Source organism: Algoriphagus aquaeductus (assembly GCF_003253485.1).
Lineage (GTDB): Bacteria > Bacteroidota > Bacteroidia > Cytophagales > Cyclobacteriaceae > Algoriphagus > Algoriphagus aquaeductus.
The window spans coordinates 1-22120 of the sequence record NZ_QKTX01000002.1; the positions used below are offsets into that span (position 1 = coordinate 1).

A 22120-nucleotide genomic window follows, 5' to 3' on the forward strand; every position below is an offset into this window, starting at 1 on the left:
GAAGCCCGAAGGAACACTCGCCGTGGCAGTCAGACTGCTCAACTCCGAACTCGAACACGATACCTGATCTCCACCACTCACCGGAGATGATGGCGCCGGAAGGATAGTCAAAGTAACAGGAGTTCTAACAAGGCTTGCACAGCTTCCGTCAACTGTCTGGGCATAATAAGTGACCGTACCAACAGTGTTTAAGATTGGGTTGGTGACCACATCACCACCGATAGGTGCATTATACCATACTAAGGTACCCGGTGCGGAAGCAGTTGCGGTTAGTGTCTGAACCGGGAAGGTCGCACATTCTACTTTGTCGCCATCACTCACTGGAGCAGTCGGACCTTGAACGATTGTCAAGGATACTGGAGTTCTAGTCAAACTTGCACATCCAGTTTGATTGTTGACTGCTTGTGCATAGTAGGTAACAGTTCCTACCGTACTTAGGGAAGGATTTGCTACTACACTTCCTCCTGTAGCCGCAGTGTACCAGACGACACTGAATCCATCAGGAACCAAGGCAGACGGTACCAGATTCTGAGGTTCAACAGATTCACAGACAATCTGATTGCCTTGACTTACCGGAGCAACTGGTGCCGCCAAAATGGTCAAAGTCACGGCTGTTCTATCTAGACTTTCGCAGCCAGTCTCATTGTTAACCGCTTGTGCATAGTAGGTTACTGAACCCACAGTGTTTAGGGTAGGGCTTGCCACCACGCTACCACCAATAGCTGCATTATACCAAACAATGCTAAATCCTTGTGGAACATTTGCTTCTGCGGTTAAAGTCTGAAGTGGGCTTACCTGACATTCTACTTTATCGCCTTCACTGATCGGCGCAACCGGAGCCCCCAGGATAGTAAGTGTAACTGGAGTTCTGGTCAAGCTCTTACAGCCAGTTTCGTCATTTACTGACTCAGCATAGTATGTAATTGAGCCCACTTGACTCCATGATGGACTTTCTACGATATTTCCTCCTATTGCTGCATCATACCAAGTAATGGTGAAGCCTTGAAGCTCATCCACACTTGCCAGTATAGTTTCCTGATCACCTTCACAGATGGTTACATTCAAAGGATTTGTTGGGGCAGAAGGCGCTGCATTGATAGTCAGCGTAACCGGAGTTCTGGTCAAGCTCTTACAGCCGGTTTCGTCATTTACTGACTCAGCATAGTAAGTTATTGAGCCTACTTCACTCCATGAAGGACTTTCAACGACATTTCCTCCAATAGCTGCATCATACCAAGTAATGGTGAAGCCTTGAGGTACCTCCACACTTGCCTGTATGGTTTCCTGATCACCTTCACAGATAGTTACATTCAAAGGATTTGTTGGAGCAGCAGGTGCTGCATTGATAGTCAGCGTAACCGGAGTTCTGGTCAAGCTCTTACAGCCAGTTTCGTCATTTACTGACTCAGCATAGTATGTAATTGAGCCTACTTCACTCCAAGATGGACTTTCAAAAACATTTCCTCCTATTGCTGCATCATACCAAGTAATGGTGAAGCCTTGAAGCTCATCCACACTTGCCAGTATAGTTTCCTGATCACCTTCACAGATGGTTACATTCAAAGGATTTGTTGGGGCAGAAGGCGCTGAATTGATAGTCAGCGTAACCGGAGTTCTGGTCAAGCTCTTACAGCCGGTTTCGTCATTTACTGACTCAGCATAGTATGTAATTGAGCCTACTTCACTCCAAGATGGACTTTCAACAACATTTCCTCCTATTGCTGCATCATACCAAGTAATGGTGAAGCCTTGAAGCTCATCCACACTTGCCAGTATAGTTTCCTGATCACCTTCACAGATGGTTACATTCAAAGGATTTGTTGGGGCAGAAGGTGCTGCATTAATGGTTAGTGTTACGGGAGTTCTTTCAAGACTTGAACAAGAAGAACCAATAGATTGTGCATAGTATGTAACAGTTCCTACCGTGCTTAAACTTGGGTCTTCAACTAGGTTTCCGCCAACCGGCAGATCATACCATACGATTGTACCAGGGCCAGTAGCTGAAGCTGTAATCTTCTCTTCATCACCTTCACAAATAATTATATCACCATCGCTTTTTGGAGCAGCTGGAGCATCTAGGATAGTCAGTGTAAATGCAGTCCTCGATAGGCTCTTACATCCTGTTTCGTCATTAACAGACTCGGCATAGTAAGTAACAGAACCGACAGTATTCAAAATTGGATTTTCTACAACCTCTCCTCCGGTAGGTGCATTATACCACACCAATGTAAAACCACTTGGCACAGTTGCTTCTGCAAGAAGTGTTTGAATAGGATCTTCTTCACATTCTACTATACTTCCTGAGCTTTCAGGTGCAGCCGGTGCAGCCTGAATAGTCAGCGTAACCGGAGTTCTGGTCAAGCTCTCACAACCGGTTGTCGGATTCTTAGATGCGGCGTAATAGGTAACAGAACCTACTGTGCTTAGTGTTGGGCTGTCTGTGGTTCCATTTCCATCCATGGTAGTATACCACACGATGGTGAATCCTTGAGGCACCATCACTGAAGCAGAAATGCTTTCCTGATCTCCTTCACAGATAGTGATATCCAAAGGATTGGTCGGAGCTGCAGGTGCTGCATTGATGGTCAGTGTAACCGGAGTTCTGGTCAGGCTCTCACAACCGGTGGTCGGATTCTTAGATGCTGCGTAATAGGTAACAGAACCTACTGTGCTCAGTGTTGGGCTGTCTGTGGTTTCATTTCCATCCATGGTGGTATACCACACGATGGTGAATCCTTGGGGCACCGTCACGGAAGCAGAAATGCTTTCCTGATCTCCTTCACAGATAGTGATATCCAAAGGATTGGTTGGAGCTGCAGGTGCTGCATTGATGGTCAGTGTAACCGGAGTTCTGGTCAGGCTCTCACAACCGGTGGTCGGATTCTTAGATGCTGCGTAATAGGTAACAGAACCTACTGTGCTCAGTGTTGGGCTGTCTGTGGTTCCATTTCCATCCATGGTCGTATACCACACGATGGTGAATCCTTGGGGCACCGTCACGGAAGCAGAAATGCTTTCCTGATCTCCTTCACAGATAGTGATATCCAAAGGATTGGTTGGAGCTGCGGGTGCTGCATTGATGGTCAGTGTAACCGGAGTTCTGGTCAGGCTCTCACAACCCGTTGTCGGATTCTTAGATGCGGCGTAATAGGTAACAGAACCTACTGTGCTCAGTGTTGGACTGTCTGTGGTTCCATTTCCATCCAAGGTCGTATACCACACGATGGTGAATCCTTGGGGCACCGTCACGGAAGCAGAAATGCTTTCCTGATCTCCTTCACAGATAGTGATATCCAAAGGATTGGTCGGAGCTGCGGGTGCTGCATGGATGGTCAGCGTAACCGGAGTTCTGGTCAGGCTCTCACAACCGGTTGTCGGATTCTTAGATGCTGCGTAATAGGTAACAGAACCTACTGTGCTCAGTGTTGGGTTGTCTGTGGTTTCATTTCCATCCATGGTGGTATACCACACGATGGTGAATCCTTGAGGCACCGTCACTTCAGCCGAAATGCTTTCCTGATCTCCTTCACAGATAGTGATATCCAAAGGATTGGTCGGAGCTGCAGGTGCTGCATTGATGGTCAGCGTAACCGGAGTTCTGGTCAGGCTCTCACAACCGGTTGTCGGATTCTTAGATGCGGCGTAATAGGTAACAGAACCTACTGTGCTCAGTGTTGGGTTGTCTGTGGTTTCATTTCCATCCATGGTGGTATACCACACGATGGTGAATCCTTGAGGCACCGTCACTTCAGCAGAAATGCTTTCCTGATCTCCTTCACAGATAGTGATATCCAAAGGATTGGTCGGAGCTGCGGGTGCTGCATTGATGGTCACATTAATTGGGGCTTTGGCACTTTCACATTCCCCATCCTTAAACTGAGAAATATAATAAGTGAAAGAACCCGCAGCTGCGGTAGAAACCGTAGGAGCTCCACCTAATGGATTCATGTCTGAATCATACCACTTGAGGGTATATCCCATGGCGGGGCTGACAGAAAGTGCTTGGTCTCCATCACCTTCACAATAGACAAAATTTTGGCCGTTAGGTGCAGGAGATTGAGTTGGTTTTACAATCGTAACAGAGGTAGTAGAGGTACACTGCCTTGAATCAGTGACCAAAACCGTATAAGTTCCGGCGGACAATCCTGATGGATCTTGCCCATTAAAAGAATAACCTGCATCACCAGTCTTGGTCCACGCATAATTGTAGGGACCTACACCTCCATTTACAGTAAGGTCGATCGACCCGGTATTGGCATCTGAACAATCATCATCCACTTTGGAAGTGGAAAGCTGCAAAAACTGTGAAAGTATTAGAGACTGGATTGCGGATTGAGTAATACCTTCGCTTGTCACATCAAGTTTTACTTGATAAGTTCCCGGTCCAGGAAATGTATATGTTGGGTTTTGGGCAGTAGAAAACTGAGAAAAGCTTCCATTGTTTGCCAAATCAACAAACCATTTCCAAGAATAATCCCCTGGGTCACCTCCTGTGGAGTTATCGAAAAATTTAACCTGATAGTCAACGCAATTAGCCTCATATTCAAATCGAGCCACTAAAGGAGTTCTTACTAAAAATCCATCTCTTTTGAAGAAACATTGTGCTCCACCACCTTGGCTCGTTGGACATGCAGTTTCAGTTGTAGGAGCTCTACCAGTCTGCCAAGTCATAAAAAAATTTCGAATCTCGAATTCCTTGCCATACTCCCACTGAAATTCAGCGACTCTGTAAAAAGTACCACCTTCAAAATTAATAGTTTGAGAAGGAGTACTCGTGTCAATAACCCGAACACAGGTGGCAATATTTTCTGTGAAAACCCCATCCTGAAAAACATCATATTGAACATGAGGATTATATCCTTGAGCTCCACCTGACCTCTGAATACGAACCCAAATAGATCCGGGTACCAAATCCCCCAGCTGATAATTGTCTGCCAGAAAAACAGGGTCAAAGGGTTGTCCATTAATGTTTCTAAATTGAACAGAGTCTACAGAAATGTTGTTTTGAGGACATTTTGGATCATTGACTAAATTGAAAGAAGAGGCTTGCGAAACTATAGTTTTGCCATCCTGTGCCCTTACTGCTCCTTGAACAAAAAAGAATATCAACATAAGTACCAGCCATCGGTTTAGCCCGGATGTTGACCACCATCTGTCTCCCCCTTGGCCTCCCACTTTCGGAGGTTGAAGAGACTTCTCAATTTTGGATAAGTAGTCCATATTTGTAGAATTTAAAATTTCAGGATTCGTATTCACTTGATTTTTTCTGGAACAAATTCAAGGGTGTCATTTAAAGCAATGATCCCCAACAATCCCCCTGACTCTCACCTTCTTATAGAAATCAAAAACCAGAGACCAACTCACAATACTTATTTTGCTATAAAAATACACTTATTTGTTTTTCATATCCAAGTATTTGATGGAAAAATTTTATTTGTAATGCATTTTTTTTATTACGAAAAGCTTTTTAGAGATTTTAAAAATCGTTTTTGTGGATAGAAATTCCTGTTTTTTTAAACAAAAGCCCGGAATTTGTCTTTGAAATGGAAGAAAAATTCTCAGAATGGAATCTAGAATCCCAAAAAATCATGCTCACACCGGTTTTTCCTGAATTGAAATCGTTTAGAAATAGACCTTGATATTGAGTACCTTTCTTCATCCACTCATAAATAAAGTCAGTCTGATTAAAATGAATTCTCAACATACACTGCCACTATCACCATCAGATCTTTTTGAAAAGCAATTGAAAACCTCCATTTCTTGGCGAAAATCCGCTGCAGAAGAAAGGATCCTCCGACTGAAAAAACTTAGAGATTGGATCAAAAATCACCAAAAGGACATTCAGTCTGCCTTATGGATAGACTTTTCAAAACCTGCTCCAGAGGTCGATTTAAGTGAAGTTTTTCCGGTCACTTCAGAAATAAACCATGCCATAAAAAATCTAAAGTCCTGGATGAAGCCTAAAAAAGTGGCTACTCCGCTTCCCATGATCGGCACAACAGGTTTTATTAAAGCAGAACCCAAAGGACGCTCCCTGATTATTTCACCCTGGAATTTCCCGTTCAATCTGACGGTAGGTCCATTGGTTTCAGCCCTTGCCGCCGGCTGTACGGCGATCATCAAGCCATCTGAATACTCTCCAAATACCTCTAAACTAATAGTAAGAATGATTCGGGAAATATTTGAGGAAGAGGAGGTAGCGGTATTCCTTGGAGAAACCTCTGTGGCCACGGAGTTGCTGGCTTTACCTTTTGACCATATATTCTTTACCGGCAGTCCTGCAGTGGGAAAAATCGTCATGAAAGCGGCAGCGGAGCACCTGAGTTCGGTTACGTTGGAACTTGGTGGAAAATCTCCTGCAATCATTGATCAATCAGCCAACCTCGAAGACGCAGTTCAGAAAATCATGTGGGGCAAATTTGTCAATTGCGGGCAAACCTGCATTGCTCCGGATTATATTCTGATCCAAGAAGATTTGAAGGAAGAGTTTGTCATGAGGGCAAAGGTCCAGCTCCAAACCTATTATGACCCTAAATTCAAGGGGATAGAACTTAGTCCCGACTATGCCCGGATCATCAACCAAAAGCATTTTGAAAGACTGAGGAACTATTTGGATGACGCCTTGGAAAAAGGTGGGAAAATCGAATTTGGTGGAAACTACAATGCATCCACCAATTACCTCGAACCAACTTTGGTCTCCGGAATCAGGGAAGACATGATTCTTTTCCAAGAGGAAATTTTCGGACCCATATTGCCCATAATTACCTTTAGGGAGCTGAGTGAAGCCATCCTTCTGATTAATTCGAAACCCAAACCATTAGCCCTTTATTTTTTCGGCACCAACTCCAAACCCATGGATCAAGTGATCCGAGAGACTTCATCCGGCAATTTGGTCATCAATGATTGTGTCCTTCACTTCCTGCACAACGAACTTCCCTTTGGGGGCGTAAACAACAGCGGGATCGGAAAAGCCCATGGGCATGAGGGTTTTCTGGCTTTTAGCAATGAAAAAGGAATACTTAAACAGCGGGTTGGATATAATAATGTGACTTTGCTAAGACCTCCCTATGGCATCAAAGCCAAACAAATCATCTCCTCATTGATCAAATGGTTTTAAAATGAAGATTCAGTCCCTTTTTCCGAAATCATTTTTTGTCTTTTTATTTTCCATTCTATTCCTCTATGGCTGTTCCTTAAATCAAGAAAACGAACTTGATCAACTTCCGGCGCTTGAGATATCGAATGCGTCCTATGGAATTGACCCCCGACAAAAAATGGATGTTTTCTTACCGGCTGGCAGATCTGCCGAAAAAACCCGCGTATTGATTTACATACACGGAGGTGCCTGGATTGATGGGGACAAAAGTGAGTTTTTACAGGTCAAGCCTTTGGTTGAGCAGGCTTTTCCGGGATTTGCCATGATCACCATCAATTACAGGTTATATGATTTTGCGAGCCGACAAAACAGATTTCCTGCACAGGAAGAGGACATCAAAGCGGCACTCCTATATATAAGGAGTAAACTAGCCGAATGGGATGTGTCTGAAGGCATCCTACTAAGCGGCGCGAGTGCCGGGGCACATTTGGCTTTACTGCATGGATACAAAAACAGGGAAGATGACATAAAAGGTGTCATCGCGTTTTTCCCCCCAACTGACTTGACCAGCTTATTTGGGTTCAACAATCTGACCACCTTGGGATTGACCGAAATTATGGGTGGTACACCTCAGACGGTTCCTTTGATCTATCAAAACGCCAGCCCGGTAAATTTTGCAAGCTCAGATGATCCTCCTACCATCTTTTTCCATGGAGAAACAGACCAAGTGGTGCCTATGACTCAAAGTGAACGGCTTGAAACAGCATTAAAAAATGCCCAAATCAAACATGAGTTTGTCCGGGTCCCCAATCAGGGTCATGGCTTCACAGCCGAAACCAACGCCGCTCTTCTGATACAGGCCAACACATTCTTTGGAGATTTCTGAAAAAAAAATCCCGCTCAAATGGGCGGGATTACCGGGTTTCTTTAGACTTGATGAAGTCCCGTAGAATGGGCCAATTCTTTGATGGCTTTCACTACTTTTTCGGAAGGCTGCAGTTTGACCTGCTCCAAAAACTCCACCGTGCTCAGCATTTCCACATATTCTTGCATCAGAGCGTCATCGCTGTGCAAGGCTTGCATCAAGAGTTCTTGTTCTACCTCCGGCATTTCTTGGTAGATATATCTAGCCAAGTCATTTGGGGTAAAAGATTTTATCATAGGCAACATTTAATTGTTTCATTTTTTTCCTCAGATGGATCAGCGCGTAGCGCATCCTGCCCAAGGCGGTATTGATACTTACACCAGTCTGATCGGCAATTTCCTGAAAACTCATTTCCAGGTAATGCCTCATGATCAAGACTTCTTTTTGAGTATCAGGCAATTCTTCAATCAGTCTTTTTACCATTTCCAGTGTCTCTTCCTTCACCCGGATATCCTCAATGGAATCCTCGGCAAACTTCATCGAGTTGAGCAAATTGGATCCATCCTCCAATACAATGGTGGGATACCTTTTCGCTTTTCTGAAATGATCAATTGCCAGATTATGCGCAATCCTCATCAACCAGGGCTGAAATTTGCCTTCCTCATTGTATTTGTCAGAATTCAGGGTCTGAATCACTTTGACAAACACGTCCTGAAGGAGATCCTCAGCAATTTCCTGATCCTTCACGATCAGAAATATGGTGGTGTACACTTTACTTTGATACCGATCTACCAAAAGATCAAAGGCAGCCTCACTGCCATTTCTATACTGAGCTATTAACTCTCCGTCCTCAGGACCCAATCGCTTACTCATCTTAAGTTGGTTTATGAAAAACGTAGAAGTCTAGGCCATAGTATTTATTAGAGGTGAAAAGAAATAGGAATTAGGATTCGGTATTAGATGTTGAAGACTTCTAATCTAACTCGATTTTTTCTGAAATGTCAAGACCTTATTAAAATTCGAAATGAAATTTTGCAAAACCTCGTTACGATTCAATAAGCAACTGGAAATCCAGATGACAAAGCCTTTCCTTTTGTATGACCTGTGAGTCAATCCAAAAAAAGGGCCAAAAACCTGATGGATGACCAGTCTAAAATCCCTCAAAAATAAATCCCAATGATTACCTTCGTAACTATACATTGAAATAATCAGAAGAATGGATTTAAGCGGAAAAGTAATCAATCAGCTTCCAGAAGTAAGCGGAAGTTCAAAAAGCGGCAACTCCTGGAGAAAACAGGAATACATTATAGAAACGGGCGGTCAATATCCCAAAAAAGTATGTGTGTCCATTTGGGGAGACAAAATTGATCAATTCGGATTGAAAGTAGGCGAACAGGTGACACTCGGTATTGATGTGGAAAGCAGAGAATACAACGGCCGCTGGTATACGGAAGTGAAAGCATACAAAGTGGACCGGTCTCAGGGTGGTGCCGGCGCGCCGGTGATGCCTGAAGTCGACACCTTTTACTCCGAAAGTGAAGAGGATAAGCTTCCTTTCTAATCTTTAAAAACCAAACCTCTTTTTTAATCTGAGTTTTTCTATGTGGGACGATTTTGACCAAGAACCGGACTGGGATGATGAGAATGAATTTGACCCCAAATCCATGCGGGATCAAATTTATTCTCACCCTTTAATGAAAAAAGCGATGGAAATCGTCTCCCTCACTCATGCCTTGGTAGGCAGTCTGGATGAAGCCCGCAAAGAACTCTATGGAGGAATGATGATGGAGGATGCCTCGGTCATGAGTGCCAAATTTGCTGGAGCGGAGGGTGTAGACAGCTACATCCTAAAGATGGAAAACGCCACAATCATGAAGGTCCATGCCCGCCATCTTCACTCCATGACTTTTCAATTGGCGATGGAAGAAACCCATGCCGAAGAGCATCTCCAATTACTCAGGGAGGCAATTGATGAATTTCGGTTACTTTTTGTGGATTGGGTAAAAGGCTTTGACTCGGCTGAAAAATACGACGACGGCTGGGGGTTGTTTATTTAGACAAAATAGATTGACTAAATAGGGTTTTTTACTAGGTTTAGGAAATAATCATATGGTATGAGAATTCCAGCCTACTTCTTTTTGCTTGTTTTTATTGTTTCCTGCAGCCCTTCCAAGAATTCTCAGGAAGTACTGATCTTGAATCTTTCAGATTTGATCGTCGACACTTTGTATCTGGAAAAAGATTCACAGACCAGAAATCTCGGTTCCAATTTTACATTTTTTGAACAGGATGGGAAAGAGTATTTGTCTGTTTTCCAAAGCCACAAGCTACTGACCTATTCCTATCCTGAAGGGAAATTGATCAGTAAAGTGCCTTTTGAGGTCGAAGGCCCTGATGGAATTGGGTCTTTTGTTTCAGGTCATTATCTGGAAGATAGCCTGATTCACTTTTTATCCAATGGCAACTGGACCACCGCTACCAAGAATGCAAAAGTTCTTTCCAGACTTGCACTTCCCGAAGCGGGTGCAGACCGACTTGCCTCCAATTATACCAGCTTCCCCACCAATCCGATTTCAAAAATTGGAAATCGGTACTTGGTCAGTGATGTTCCTTACCTGCTAAAGGAAAGTTTGCTGACTTATGAAAACTGGCTGATAAAATTTGACCCCACCAATTCCACTCATGAATATGTGGAGTTTAAGTACCCCAAGTATTATTCAGGATTTTTAGATGATTCGGTTTTTGGGCAATACAGTCATTTTTATAATCCAGATAAAAACGAGATTCTGATTTCCTTCCCGGCAACGGATTCCATTTTGGTCATTTCTGAAAATTCAGAAAAATGGATTTCAGCAGCACCGAAGGAGAGGATGAATTTCCTCAGAGGGACCACCGAAGAAAGAGGCGAGTTTATAGCCTTTTTACCCAACCATACCAGCAGTCGACATACTTGGGTTTGCTATGATCCTATGAGTAAAAAAACGATACGTCAAAGCATTGTCATCCCAAATAATAATTTGACCAAAGAAGAAGGCAAGTCTCCAATGATCAAACTACTGGTTTTGGATGAAAATTATCAAAAAGTAGCGGAAGTCATCTTGCCTGACCAACTCGGAGGATTTAGTACTCCAAAGGGCTATTATTTGAATATCGGCTACACAAGAACAGAGGACGAGGTAGCCTTTGCACGAATCGATTTTTCCAAAATCAATCCATAAAAAAAGCGAGACTTACTCAGTCTCGCTTTTTACTTGTAGTTCGATTTCTTCTCCAGATTCATCAAGGAATCTGTATTCCGTCACGGGTAGGGAAGAATCTTTGATCAGTCGTATCCATTTGAAGTACTTGAAAAACCACTTCACTCTTCGGCTAATCAGGCCAGTGGTGAAGTATGCGTGCAGATAGGGATGCAGCCCGATGTGGATTTTGTCCACGTTTTGGATGGTAGCAATATGCTCCAGATCGTGCTCCAGCTTATCCGCCACCAAAATGGAGGCTTGGATTTTGCCGGTACCGTTACAAGCGGGGCAGGTTTCTTTGGTCACGATATTGACCTCAGGGCGAACACGCTGCCGGGTGATTTGCATGAGTCCAAATTTACTCAGAGGCAAGACGGTATGCTTGGATCTGTCAGACTTCATCTCCTGCATCATTGCGTCATAGATGACCTTTTTGTTTTCGGCCTTTTTCATGTCGATAAAATCGACCACAATGATTCCTCCCATATCTCGGAGGCGGAGCTGTCTGGCAATTTCTTTAGCAGCGACCAGATTGGTTTTTAGTGCTGTGGATTCCTGGTCACTTTCTTGATTGGACTTGTTGCCACTGTTGACGTCGATGACATGCAGGGCTTCGGTGTGTTCGATGATGACGTAGCCACCCTGAGGTAGGCTGACGGTCTGTCCAAACAAGCTTTTGATTTGCTTTTCAATTCCAAAACTTTCAAATAGCTTGGCTTTACCGTTGTAAAGCTTGACAATTTTTTCTTTTTCAGGTGCTATAGACCTGATGTAGGAACGGATCTGATCGTAAGTTGACTCTTCTTCTACGGTGATTGCGTCGAATGATTCATTGAGCAGGTCTCTCACCAATGAGGAAGCCATGCTCATCTCTCCGATGATTTTGTCCCGACTTTTGGCTTTCAGCAATTTTTTCATCCCCTCTTCCCAGTTGGTGAGAAGATTTCGAAGGTCTTTATCAAGTTCCGTCACGGACTGTCCTTCGGCCACAGTTCGGATGATTACTCCGAAATTGGCAGGTTTGATTGAATTGATGAGTCTGAGTAGCCTTTTACGCTCTTCGCTGCTTCGGATCTTTTTGGATACGTTGACTGTATCCGAAAAAGGAACTAGCACCAGATAGCGTCCGGGTAGAGAGAGCTCACAGGATAGTCGAGGGCCTTTGGTGGAAATGGGTTCTTTGACAACCTGAACCAACACCTGATTGGTCTTGGCTAGAGTTTTGTCGATTTTACCGACTTTATCTATTTCAGGTTCATTCTCGAAACCTTTCAGCATGTAGTTGGTGTAGTTGTTGTTGCGAACCATTTTGGTAAACTTCAACAGACTATTGATATTGGGGCCAAGGTCCTGGTAGTGAAGAAAGGCGTCTTTCTCATACCCAACGTCAATGAACGCAGCATTGAGTCCATTGACGATCTTGCGGACCGTGCCCAAATAAATATCACCCACCTTAAACTGATTGTCCATTCCTTCGGAATGAAGTTCAACCAGCTGCTTTTCCTGCAGTAAGGCAATTCGACTTCCATTTTGAGCAGAATCGATTAACAATTCCGTACTCAATTTTTCGTCTTATAGTATGTAAATGAACGTATTGTGTAAAAACAGGAAAAGAAGAAGTGGATTACTTCTTCTTATGTCTGTTTTTTCTCAGTCTTTTCTTACGCTTGTGAGTCGCGATCTTATGTCTTTTTCTTTTCTTACCGCAAGGCATAGTCTTTTGAATTTAAAGTGTTTAGAATAATTTATAGTCTGTCGAGGTAGCTCTGCACACTGCTCAAAATCATTGGATCCTGAGTCAATTTCTTTACTTCCTCAAACTGTGCTTTCGCTTTGTTTTTTTCGTTGGCCTCAAAGTAGCTGACAGCTAAATAAAATTGCCCTTGGATATTCTGAGGATGATACTTGACCAGTTCCTCAAAACGATCTGCGGCTCTCTTATATTGGCCAGATTGCATGGAAAGCACCCCCATGTTAAACAAGCCATCCTCATTTTGGGGATCTTCCTCGAGCACTTCGCGAAGCATGGTAATTCCCTGCATAGGATTGGCTGAAGATACAAAGGTCATCGCCACCTTGGTTTTTAAATCCAAGCGTTTTGGATCTTTTTCCAAAACTTTGTTGAGATAATTTCTGGTTTTTTCGGCAAGTGCCTCCACCTTATTTTTGTCCAAAGCAAAGGAAAAAGCCTCGTAACTTGCTTTCCCGGCCTCTTCAGCCAAAAACATATTGTCGGGAAGGATTACAGCAGCCTGTTCCCAATAATAGGCAGCACTGTCGAACAAACCCTCTTCCTTGTAAATCCCGGCCAAAATCTGAGCTGCAGTGACTTTTTCCTCCTTGGTCGGAGCATTCAAGAAGTTCCTGATCAGCTGATCGGCTTGAGTTCTATTTTGAGAAGACAGCTCATTCTCATGCGATTGGGAGATGATGTCCGAAGGAGTATCAGATGGCTCTCCGGAATCCTCAATTTTTGCCGATGTCGCATCATTATCTACCACCACTTTGGGTAAAGAGAATAACACAACGATGGCGATTATTCCTACTGCTACGAGAATGAGCTGTGATTTTTTCATACTAATGTCTGCTCAGGATTAATCCTGAGGAGCCAATTGTTTGATTTTTTTGCTGTTTTTGATCTTTTCTACAAATACCTTGGATGGCTTGAAAGCGGGGATGTAGTGCTCGTCGATCACGATAGCCGTATTCTTGGAGATGTTACGGGCAATCTTTTTGGCTCTCTTCTTATTGATGAAGCTTCCAAATCCTCTAACGTAGATATTATCGCCCTCTGCCATAGAGTCTTTTACTACCTTAAAGAACGCCTCGATGGCTTGTGTCACATCATCCTTCTGGATTCCGGTTTTGTCGGAAATCTTGGTGATTACTTCTGCTTTTGTCACAGTGATTTTAATTTAGAAATTACGAAATAAGCTTAACAACCTATTAACCAAGTGTTTTTGGGACTGCAAATGTAAGAGAACCAATGCAATTAAAAAACATATTCGAAAAAATTCCCTTGGTTTGTAAATGAAATAATTCCAATTCATGAATAGTAAAAACACTGACAATCAAGCCTTTTCAAACCTTATTATCTCTTGGTATCGGGAAAATCCCAGAGAATTACCTTGGAGAGAAACTTCAGATCCTTACAAAATTTGGCTTTCTGAAATCATTCTCCAACAAACCCGGGTAGCACAAGGATTACCCTATTATTATGCTTTTGTCCAAAACTATCCTACCATAAAAGATTTGGCACATGCTTCAGAATCCGAAGTATTAAGACTTTGGCAAGGTTTGGGATATTACAGCCGAGCCAGAAACCTCCACTCCTGCGCCAAATATATCTGGGATGAATTTGAAGGAAAGTTCCCCTCCACCTATGAGACACTCCTTCGATTAAAGGGTGTAGGCAGCTATACGGCCGCAGCTATAGCAAGCTTTGCATTTGGTGAAGTAAAAGCCGTCGTGGACGGCAATGTCTTTCGGGTCCTGTCACGATATTTTGGCATTGAAACAGACATTGCCACGGGCAAAGCCAAAAAGGAATTTGAAATCTTGGCCAATCGACTGATCCCAAAAGAAAACCCCGGGGAGTTTAACCAAGCCATGATGGATTTCGGTGCGAGACTTTGTGTGCCAAAAAATCCAGATTGCACTCAATGCCCTTTTCAAGGGAGCTGTTTTGCCAAAAAAAATGGATTAGTCAGTCAGCTTCCCGTGAAAATCAATAAAACCAAAGTAAAAGACAGAAAACTGGAATATGCCGTCATCAAATGCGGAGAACATTGGGTTTGGAAAAAAAGAGGCTCAGGTGATATCTGGACGGGTTTGCATGATTTTCCTCTTTTAGAACAGGAAAATTTTCCATTTGACACGTCCTACAAACTCCAACCTTTCCCCAAAAGATACAGGCACATCTTGTCTCATCAAAAGCTTGATGCTGGATTTTCTGAAATAATCATCCCCAGTGAACAACATCCTCATCTTGCTCAATGGTGCGAAGAGGAGGGCTATTTGCTGGTTTCAGAAAAAGAGATGGAATACTTGGCCAAGCCTAAATTGATTGTGAACTTTTTGAACGATCACGGGATTTGAGTAATTTCAGTCTTTCTAATTTTTTAACCCAAAAAACAACATATTATGGCAGGAGTAAATAAAGTGATATTACTGGGTAACCTCGGAGCAGACCCAGAAGTGAAGTATCTGGAAGGAGATAATGTCGTCGCCAATCTAAGACTGGCTACCACAGAATCTTACAAGGACAGGAATGGCAACAGAGTAGATCAAACCGAATGGCATGATCTTGAGCTATGGGGACCGCAGGCCAAAATAGCCGAACAATACCTCAAAAAAGGCTCCCAAATCTACGTCGAAGGGAAAATCAAATCCGATACCTGGCAAGATGACCAAGGTCAAAACAGAAAACGGACAAAAATACGGGTGATCAGTTTTACCATGGTCGGCGGAAAACCTGAAGGAATGGGCGGACCCGGATCAACGGCTCCAACTGCCTCCACTTCTACACCTGCTAAGCAGGCAACAGCGATGAATACAGGCGGGGCACCGGACATATCGATGGACGACGCAGATGATGATTTACCATTTTAACCTCAAGCTCAAATCCCCTTATCCATTCGGAAAGGGGATTTGTTAAATTTGTACCATTATTTTCTTTCCTACATGGACGATCCTTACCCGAGTTATTTACTGATTGCACAGATTCAAGAGCTTTCTTTCAGTTATTTCCTTTATAATGGACTGGCTCTTATACTTTTGTTGGTGGGCTCGGCCTTGGTCTCCGGCTCAGAAGTTGCCTTTTTTTCATTGACAAATGAGGACATTAATTCCATAAATGAGGAACATCCCGAAAAAGGAGCGGCCATCTCCAATCTCCTCAGCTCACCCAAAAGACTGCTCAGCACCATCCTCATCCTAAACAACCTGATCAATATTGCCATTGTCACATTGACCACTTTTGTCACTTGGTCATTTTTCGGGATGAATACCACAAGCGCCATTGTGATTTTAATTCAAACCGTGGGGGTGACATTCGCTATTGTTTTCTTTGGGGAAATCGTCCCAAAGGTGTATGCCAATCAGGCAAAAATCCAATTCTCAGTAAACATGGCGCCTTACTTGGTCTTCTTCAACTCTGTTTTGAGGCCATTTTCAGCCTTTCTCATGGCTTTCAGTGATATCATTGAAAAACGAATACAACAAAAAGGGTATTCCCTTTCAGTAGATGAATTGCATCATGCCCTCGAATTAACCACCGAAGACACTCCCGAGGAAGAAAAGGAAATTCTCAAAGGGATTGTGAACTTCGGGACTTTGAGTGTCAGACAGGTAATGAGGAGCCGGATGGAAATTACCGCAGTGGATGCAGAGATCGATTTCCATCAATTGATGGACAGGATCAATAAAAGCGGCTACTCCAGAATCCCTGTTTTCGAGGAGACCATCGACAACATCATCGGCATATTATACATCAAAGACCTACTTCCTCACCTGGACAAAGACGAAAACTTTGACTGGAGAACCCTGATCAGGAAAAGTTTTTTTGTCCCTGAAAACAAAAAAGTAGACAGCCTGCTCAAAGACTTTCAAAAAATGAGAGTCCACATGGCCATCGTGGTAGATGAATACGGTGGTACCTCCGGATTGGTGACTTTGGAAGATCTGATCGAAGAAATCATCGGGGAAATCAATGACGAGTTTGATGATACGGAGACGATTTTTTTCCAGGAGATCGATACGGATACGTTTATATTTGAAGGAAAAGTGTCCCTTAATGATTTTTGCAAAAAGCTTGAATTAGATCCTCAAGTGTTTGAAGAGGTAAAAGGAGAAAGCGAATCATTGGGCGGTTTGTTGCTCGAACTCAACTCAAAACTTCCAAAAAACGGCACAAAAATTACTTTTGAAGATTTTGAATTCACGGTATTGGCAGTGGATGCCCGAAAAATCAAAAAGGTGAAAGTACACCTGAAATCTGGCGAAAAAGACAGTACCACTCCATTTACTGATTAATCTTTTAATTTATAATATTCTGACACTATCCTAATATTCAAAATTTAATTTTGCTTTTTGTTAAAAAGCATATCTCCAAAACTTTTCCTATCAATTATGGAGAAATAAAAAATTTCAGGTTTTTTCAATTTTTTTTTCAAAAACCAGTTTCTGAGATTTTTACAAATTTTTATGAAAAATCGGATAAAATTTTACCCAAATTTTGAAAAACATTAAACTTTTTCACTTGGTAGCTTTAAAATGAAATCAGATTTTAAAATTGAAAAAAAATCAGCATACCTCATTTTTATAGATAATACTGCATTAAAAGAGCCTATTCATTGCATTAATTTTAACAAAGGATTTTTTTTTTGTAATTTTTGGAAATTTTGAACCTATTAAATACAATTTAGAATGCAGCAAGGTTTATATCGATCGGAGTTTGAACATGACTCCTGCGGTATTGGAGCAGTGGTTGACTTGAGTAATACCCCAACTCATGAAACTATCAGCGATGCCTTATACATGCTGAGTAACATGGAGCACCGAGGTGGCCGCGGTTCTGATCCCAAAACGGGAGACGGGGCAGGTATTTCGATCCAAGTGCCCCACCAGTTTCTTAAGGATGTTACCGCCCGAACTGAAATTAATCTTCCCTCCCCGGGTTTCTATGGTGTGGGAATGACTTTCTTTCCCAAAAACAAACAGCTTTATAAAAGGTCGAAGGCACTCCTCAACCAACTCATTGAGGAAATGGATTTTGATCTGATCGGATATCGTGAAGTTCCCGTGGATGAGACTGTACCGGGATCAGGTGCACTGGATGTCATGCCAAATATCGAACAGTTATTTGTCAGCCATAAAAAAGGCCTCACAGGGATCGACTTGGAAAGAAAACTGTATGTGCTCAGAAACTACGCCACATCCAAAATCAATTCGGAAATACCCGGGGTTAATCACTCCTTCTACTTTGCCAGTCTGAGTTCCCTGACACTTATATATAAGGGTCAGCTGAGAACGGATCAGGTTTTAGCCTTTTACAAAGACCTTCAAAACCCAAGAATTGAATCTGCATTTGCCATCGTTCATTCGCGTTTTTCTACCAATACCTTTCCAAACTGGAGACTGGCACAACCTTTCCGCTTCCTATCTCATAACGGGGAAATCAACACAATCCGAGGCAATCTCAACAAGATGAAGTCGAAAGAGGCCTTGATGAAGTCCAAGTTTTTCACCGATGACGAGTTGGCTAAACTGATGCCCATCACCAATAAGATGAACTCAGACTCAGCCAACCTCGATGCCATGGTGGAACTGTTGACCCTGAGCGGACGTTCGCTTCCTCATGCCATGATGATGCTGGTTCCTGAAGCTTGGCAAGACAATCAAGTCATGGACCGTGACCGAAAGGCCTTCTATAAATTTCATGCCTCACTGGTAGAACCTTGGGATGGCCCTGCTGCTCTTTTGTTTACAGATGGTAAATCGGTAGGGGCAACTCTCGATCGAAACGGCCTCCGACCCCTCAGGTATTTTATCACAAAAGACAACAGACTCATCCTATCTTCAGAAGCAGGTGCACTTCCGATCAGAGAGGCCACCATTACTGAAAAAGGCCGAATCAGTCCCGGAAGAATGCTTTGGGCAGATTTGGAAAAAGGAAGAGTCCTATTTGACGAAGAAGTAAAAGGTGAAATCTGCCGGCGACAGCCTTATGAAAAATGGGTCAATGAGCAGCGCACCAAGTTACGGTTTGTGCCTGATCCGGAGGAATTGACTCACCCTTACTCCACTGAGAATATACAGAAGTGCCAGACCGTTTTTGGATATACTTCCGAAGAGCTCAAGATTGTCCTCTCCCCGATGGGAGATACCGGCTATGAGGCAGTGGGCTCCATGGGCGCAGATACTCCATTGGCTGTCTTATCCAAGCAAAGCCAGCATATCTCCAATTACTTCAAGCAGCTTTTTGCCCAAGTAAGCAATCCGCCAATTGACCCCATCCGGGAGCGCTTGGTGATGTCACTTTTCACCCGAATCGGTGAGGGACACAACATTTTGGAAGAAACCCCGCAGCACACCAAGCAGATTCATATTTCTCAACCCGTGCTGCTCAATGAAGACCTGGAGAAAATTACCCGAATGGGCCACTTGGGCTATCGGACCAAAAGACTCTTCGGACATTTTAATGCAGATCATAAGCCTGGTCGACTCCTGGAAGCCTTGGATAGACTTTGTAAAGAAGCTGAGGAGGCCATCCTTAACGAGGGTAAAAATGTCTTGATCATTTCTGATCGAAACAGTTCCGAAAGTCAAGCCCCCATTCCTTCTCTATTGGCCATTGGAGCGGTTCATCAACATCTGGTGAAGAAAAAAATCAGAACCCGAGCCGGATTGGTTCTGGAATCTGCCGACATCCGTGAGGTCCACCATTTTGCCACAGCGATTGGTTATGGTGTCTCTGCGATCAATCCGTATTTGGCGCTGGAGTCACTTTTGGACCTATTCAAAAAAGGCCAGCTGAGCAAAGTAAAGGATGAGAAAACCCTTTTTGCCAACTATCAAGACGCAATTGGAAAGGGTCTTTTGAAAGTGCTTTCCAAAATGGGAATATCGACACTTCAGTCCTACCAGGGGGCCCAGATCTTCGAAGCGATTGGATTGGGACCTGAAGTGATGGACCGATGCTTCAAAGGCACCGTGTCCCGAATCAGCGGGATATCCTTCGACGAACTCGCTGAAGAAGTATTGATCCGACACAGAGCAGCTTATGAGACACATTCTCCTGTGCTCGAAACGGGAGGAGTCTACCAATGGAAGCGAAGAGGGGAAAAACATATGTTTAACCCTGAGACGATCCACCTGCTTCAAAAGTCTACCCGACTGGGAGATTATGAGCTTTATAAAAAGTTTGCTGCCAAAATCAATGAGCAGACAAAGGATGCATTGACTCTCCGTGGTCTATTTGAATTCAAAAAGCAAATCAGCGTACCCATTGACGAAGTAGAGCCTGCGGAAAAAATCATGAGACGATTTGCCACAGGAGCGATGTCCTTTGGATCGATCTCTCACGAAGCTCATACCACTTTGGCTATTGCTATGAATCGCATCGGCGCCAAGAGCAACTCCGGTGAAGGTGGAGAAGATGAGATCAGATATGAGAAAAAACCAAACGGCGATTGGGAACGATCTGCCATCAAGCAAGTAGCTTCCGGCCGTTTTGGAGTGACATCCCACTACCTGACCAATGCAGCCGAGCTTCAGATCAAGATGGCTCAAGGTGCCAAGCCAGGCGAGGGAGGTCAGCTACCCGGCCACAAAGTGGACGAGTGGATCGGAAGAGTAAGACATTCTACTCCCGGTGTAGGTTTGATTTCTCCTCCACCCCATCACGACATCTATTCGATCGAAGACTTGGCACAGCTGATTTTCGACTTGAAAAACGCAAATAGAAAAGCCAGAATCAATGTGAAGCTGGTGTCTCAAGCAGGTGTAGGAACTGTGGCTGCCGGTGTAGCCAAAGCTGCTGCCGACGTGATTTTGATCGCGGGTGCAGATGGTGGAACAGGCGCATCGCCACTCAGCTCAATCCGACATGCAGGACTTCCTTGGGAGCTTGGACTCTCCGAAGCCCATCAGACCTTGGTCAAAAATAACCTTCGAAGCCGTGTGGTCCTTCAGACTGACGGACAACTCCGGACAGGTCGCGACCTGGCCATTGCCACCCTTTTGGGAGCAGAAGAATGGGGAATCGCTACAGGTGCGTTGGTCGTGGAAGGTTGCATCATGATGCGTAAGTGTCACCTCAATACCTGTCCAGTCGGCATCGCCACGCAGGACCCCGATTTGAGAAAACTCTTCACGGGTGATCCTGATCATGTGGTCAATTATTTCAAGTTTCTTGTACAGGATCTTCGTGAAATCATGGCTTCCCTTGGATTCCGAACCATTGATGAGATGGTAGGTCAAAGTCAGGTACTCCAGTCTACCGGACATCTCAATCATTGGAAGTGGGAAAAAATTGATCTTTCTCCGATTTTCCACAAAGTGGAAGTCCCTGACCATGTGGGAATTCACAAGCAAATCGATCAGGAATTTGAATTGCAAAATGTGCTGGACAGACAGCTGATCAAAGCAGCCACACCGGCTCTGGAGCAGGCCATTCAAGTACAGGGCAACTTCCAGATCAAAAACACAGACCGATCTGTCGGTGCTATGCTTTCCAATGAGATTTCAAAAATCTATGGAGGAGTGGGGCTGCCCGAAGACACCATCCATTTCAAATTCAACGGTTCGGCAGGCCAGACTTTTGGAGGATTCTTGGCCAAAGGAGTCAACTTTGAGCTGGAAGGCGAAGCCAATGACTACTTCGGAAAGGGTCTTTCCGGAGGTCGCCTGATCATCTACCCGAGCCGAAATGCCCGATTTGTACCTGAGGAAAATATCATCATCGGCAACGTAGCCTTCTATGGCGCCACCTCGGGAGAAGCCTATATCAACGGCAAAGGAGGAGAACGATTCTGTGTACGAAACTCCGGTGTAAAAACGGTCATCGAAGGAATCGGAGATCACGGTTGCGAATACATGACCGGTGGTCTTGTGATCAACCTTGGTGAAATAGGAAGAAACTTTGCCGCTGGGATGAGCGGGGGAATCGCCTATATTCTCAAGGACTACATCACGGAGATCAATACCGAAATGGTAGACATTGACCTACTCGAAGACGAGGATTTTGCCACAATCAAAACTTACCTCAAGCGTCATGTCAAGCTGACCAACAGCGGTTTGGGACAAAAATTCCTTGAGGAGTGGGAAACTGCCAAAGAGAAATTCATCAAAGTGATCCCTAGAGATTACAAGGCGGTTTTGGAAAAAAGAGCACAAGAACAAGCTAAATCATTGGTGTAA

At 43.8% G+C, this 22120-nt stretch carries 15 protein-coding genes; 9 read left to right on the forward strand and 6 right to left on the reverse strand.

The window, feature by feature from the left end; all coding sequences use genetic code 11:
* Positions 1-5220, reverse strand: a 5220-nt coding sequence (locus tag CLV31_RS02325) for an Ig-like domain-containing protein (RefSeq protein WP_146250855.1), incomplete at its 3' end; no start/stop codon positions are given.
* A 469-nt stretch (positions 5221-5689) separates the two neighbouring features.
* Here CLV31_RS02325 and CLV31_RS02335 point away from each other — a divergent pair.
* Together CLV31_RS02335 and CLV31_RS02340 are read left to right on the forward strand one after the other, a co-directional pair.
* Positions 5690-7117 carry an aldehyde dehydrogenase family protein gene (locus tag CLV31_RS02335; protein WP_111391277.1) on the forward strand — a complete coding sequence of 476 codons (1428 nt, stop codon included), beginning with the start codon at positions 5690-5692 and terminating at the stop codon, positions 7115-7117.
* Position 7118: 1 nt separating this feature from the next.
* Positions 7119-7982 carry an alpha/beta hydrolase gene (locus tag CLV31_RS02340; protein ID WP_111391278.1) on the forward strand — a complete coding sequence of 288 codons (864 nt, stop codon included), beginning with the start codon at positions 7119-7121 and terminating at the stop codon, positions 7980-7982.
* Between the two features lie 41 nt (positions 7983-8023).
* Here the strand turns inward: CLV31_RS02340 and CLV31_RS02345 are convergent, their stop codons facing one another.
* The gene (locus tag CLV31_RS02345) at positions 8024-8257 is read right to left on the reverse strand and encodes a hypothetical protein (RefSeq protein WP_111391279.1); all 234 of its coding nucleotides are present in this window, start codon (positions 8255-8257) and stop codon (positions 8024-8026) included.
* On the reverse strand, positions 8232-8834 hold the full coding sequence (locus CLV31_RS02350; RefSeq protein ID WP_111391280.1) for an RNA polymerase sigma factor: 603 nt from the start codon (positions 8832-8834) through the stop codon (positions 8232-8234). The genes CLV31_RS02345 and CLV31_RS02350 overlap by 26 nt, the downstream gene beginning before the upstream one ends.
* A 343-nt stretch (positions 8835-9177) precedes the next feature.
* On the opposite strand from CLV31_RS02350, the gene CLV31_RS02360 reads away from it, so the two are divergent.
* The 3 genes from CLV31_RS02360 to CLV31_RS02370 are packed head-to-tail and all read left to right on the forward strand — an operon-like array spanning position 9178 to position 11179.
* A complete protein-coding gene (locus CLV31_RS02360) occupies positions 9178-9522 on the forward strand; it encodes a DUF3127 domain-containing protein (RefSeq protein WP_111391282.1) in 345 nt (114 codons plus the stop codon).
* Between the two features lie 40 nt (positions 9523-9562).
* Positions 9563-10018, forward strand: a complete 456-nt coding sequence (locus CLV31_RS02365) for a hypothetical protein (RefSeq protein WP_111391283.1) — start codon at positions 9563-9565, stop codon at positions 10016-10018.
* 57 nt (positions 10019-10075) lie between these two features.
* Positions 10076-11179, forward strand: coding sequence for a DUF4221 family protein (locus CLV31_RS02370; RefSeq protein WP_111391284.1), 1104 nt, complete (start codon positions 10076-10078; stop codon positions 11177-11179).
* A 12-nt stretch (positions 11180-11191) separates the two neighbouring features.
* Here CLV31_RS02370 and CLV31_RS02375 read toward each other — a convergent pair whose 3' ends face one another.
* The 3 genes from CLV31_RS02375 to CLV31_RS02385 all read right to left on the reverse strand — a co-directional run bounded on the left by CLV31_RS02375 (position 11192) and on the right by CLV31_RS02385 (position 14103).
* Entirely contained in the window at positions 11192-12763 is a 1572-nt protein-coding gene (locus tag CLV31_RS02375) for an Rne/Rng family ribonuclease (protein WP_111391285.1), read from the reverse strand.
* Positions 12764-12945: 182 nt separating this feature from the next.
* On the reverse strand, positions 12946-13776 hold the full coding sequence (locus CLV31_RS02380; RefSeq protein WP_111391286.1) for a tetratricopeptide repeat protein: 831 nt from the start codon (positions 13774-13776) through the stop codon (positions 12946-12948).
* 18 nt (positions 13777-13794) lie between these two features.
* Positions 13795-14103 (reverse strand): HU family DNA-binding protein, encoded by a 309-nt coding sequence (locus CLV31_RS02385; RefSeq protein ID WP_111391287.1) that lies wholly within the window; start codon positions 14101-14103, stop codon positions 13795-13797.
* A gap of 145 nt (positions 14104-14248) precedes the next feature.
* On the opposite strand from CLV31_RS02385, the gene mutY reads away from it, so the two are divergent.
* The 4 genes from mutY to gltB all read left to right on the forward strand — a co-directional run bounded on the left by mutY (position 14249) and on the right by gltB (position 22120).
* The gene (mutY, locus tag CLV31_RS02390) at positions 14249-15298 is read left to right on the forward strand and encodes an A/G-specific adenine glycosylase (protein ID WP_111391288.1); all 1050 of its coding nucleotides are present in this window, start codon (positions 14249-14251) and stop codon (positions 15296-15298) included.
* 45 nt (positions 15299-15343) lie between these two features.
* Positions 15344-15811, forward strand: coding sequence for a single-stranded DNA-binding protein (locus CLV31_RS02395; RefSeq protein WP_111391289.1), 468 nt, complete (start codon positions 15344-15346; stop codon positions 15809-15811).
* Positions 15812-15883: 72 nt separating this feature from the next.
* A complete protein-coding gene (gene gldE, locus CLV31_RS02400; protein WP_111391290.1) occupies positions 15884-17233 on the forward strand; it encodes a gliding motility-associated protein GldE in 1350 nt (449 codons plus the stop codon).
* A 393-nt stretch (positions 17234-17626) separates the two neighbouring features.
* Positions 17627-22120, forward strand: a complete 4494-nt coding sequence (gene gltB / locus CLV31_RS02405) for a glutamate synthase large subunit (protein ID WP_111391291.1) — start codon at positions 17627-17629, stop codon at positions 22118-22120.

Coding starts and splice junctions, on each gene's coding strand:
- CLV31_RS02380 (WP_111391286.1), bottom strand. CDS start 13,776: ATGAAAAAATCACAGCTCATTCTCGTAGCAGTAGGAATAATCGCCATC.
- CLV31_RS02360 (WP_111391282.1), top strand. CDS start 9,178: ATGGATTTAAGCGGAAAAGTAATCAATCAGCTTCCAGAAGTAAGCGGA.
- CLV31_RS02395 (WP_111391289.1), top strand. CDS start 15,344: ATGGCAGGAGTAAATAAAGTGATATTACTGGGTAACCTCGGAGCAGAC.
- CLV31_RS02335 (WP_111391277.1), top strand. CDS start 5,690: ATGAATTCTCAACATACACTGCCACTATCACCATCAGATCTTTTTGAA.
- CLV31_RS02350 (WP_111391280.1), bottom strand. CDS start 8,834: ATGAGTAAGCGATTGGGTCCTGAGGACGGAGAGTTAATAGCTCAGTAT.
- gldE (WP_111391290.1), top strand. CDS start 15,884: ATGGACGATCCTTACCCGAGTTATTTACTGATTGCACAGATTCAAGAG.
- CLV31_RS02345 (WP_111391279.1), bottom strand. CDS start 8,257: ATGATAAAATCTTTTACCCCAAATGACTTGGCTAGATATATCTACCAA.
- CLV31_RS02370 (WP_111391284.1), top strand. CDS start 10,076: ATGAGAATTCCAGCCTACTTCTTTTTGCTTGTTTTTATTGTTTCCTGC.
- CLV31_RS02365 (WP_111391283.1), top strand. CDS start 9,563: ATGTGGGACGATTTTGACCAAGAACCGGACTGGGATGATGAGAATGAA.
- CLV31_RS02340 (WP_111391278.1), top strand. CDS start 7,119: ATGAAGATTCAGTCCCTTTTTCCGAAATCATTTTTTGTCTTTTTATTT.
- gltB (WP_111391291.1), top strand. CDS start 17,627: ATGCAGCAAGGTTTATATCGATCGGAGTTTGAACATGACTCCTGCGGT.
- mutY (WP_111391288.1), top strand. CDS start 14,249: ATGAATAGTAAAAACACTGACAATCAAGCCTTTTCAAACCTTATTATC.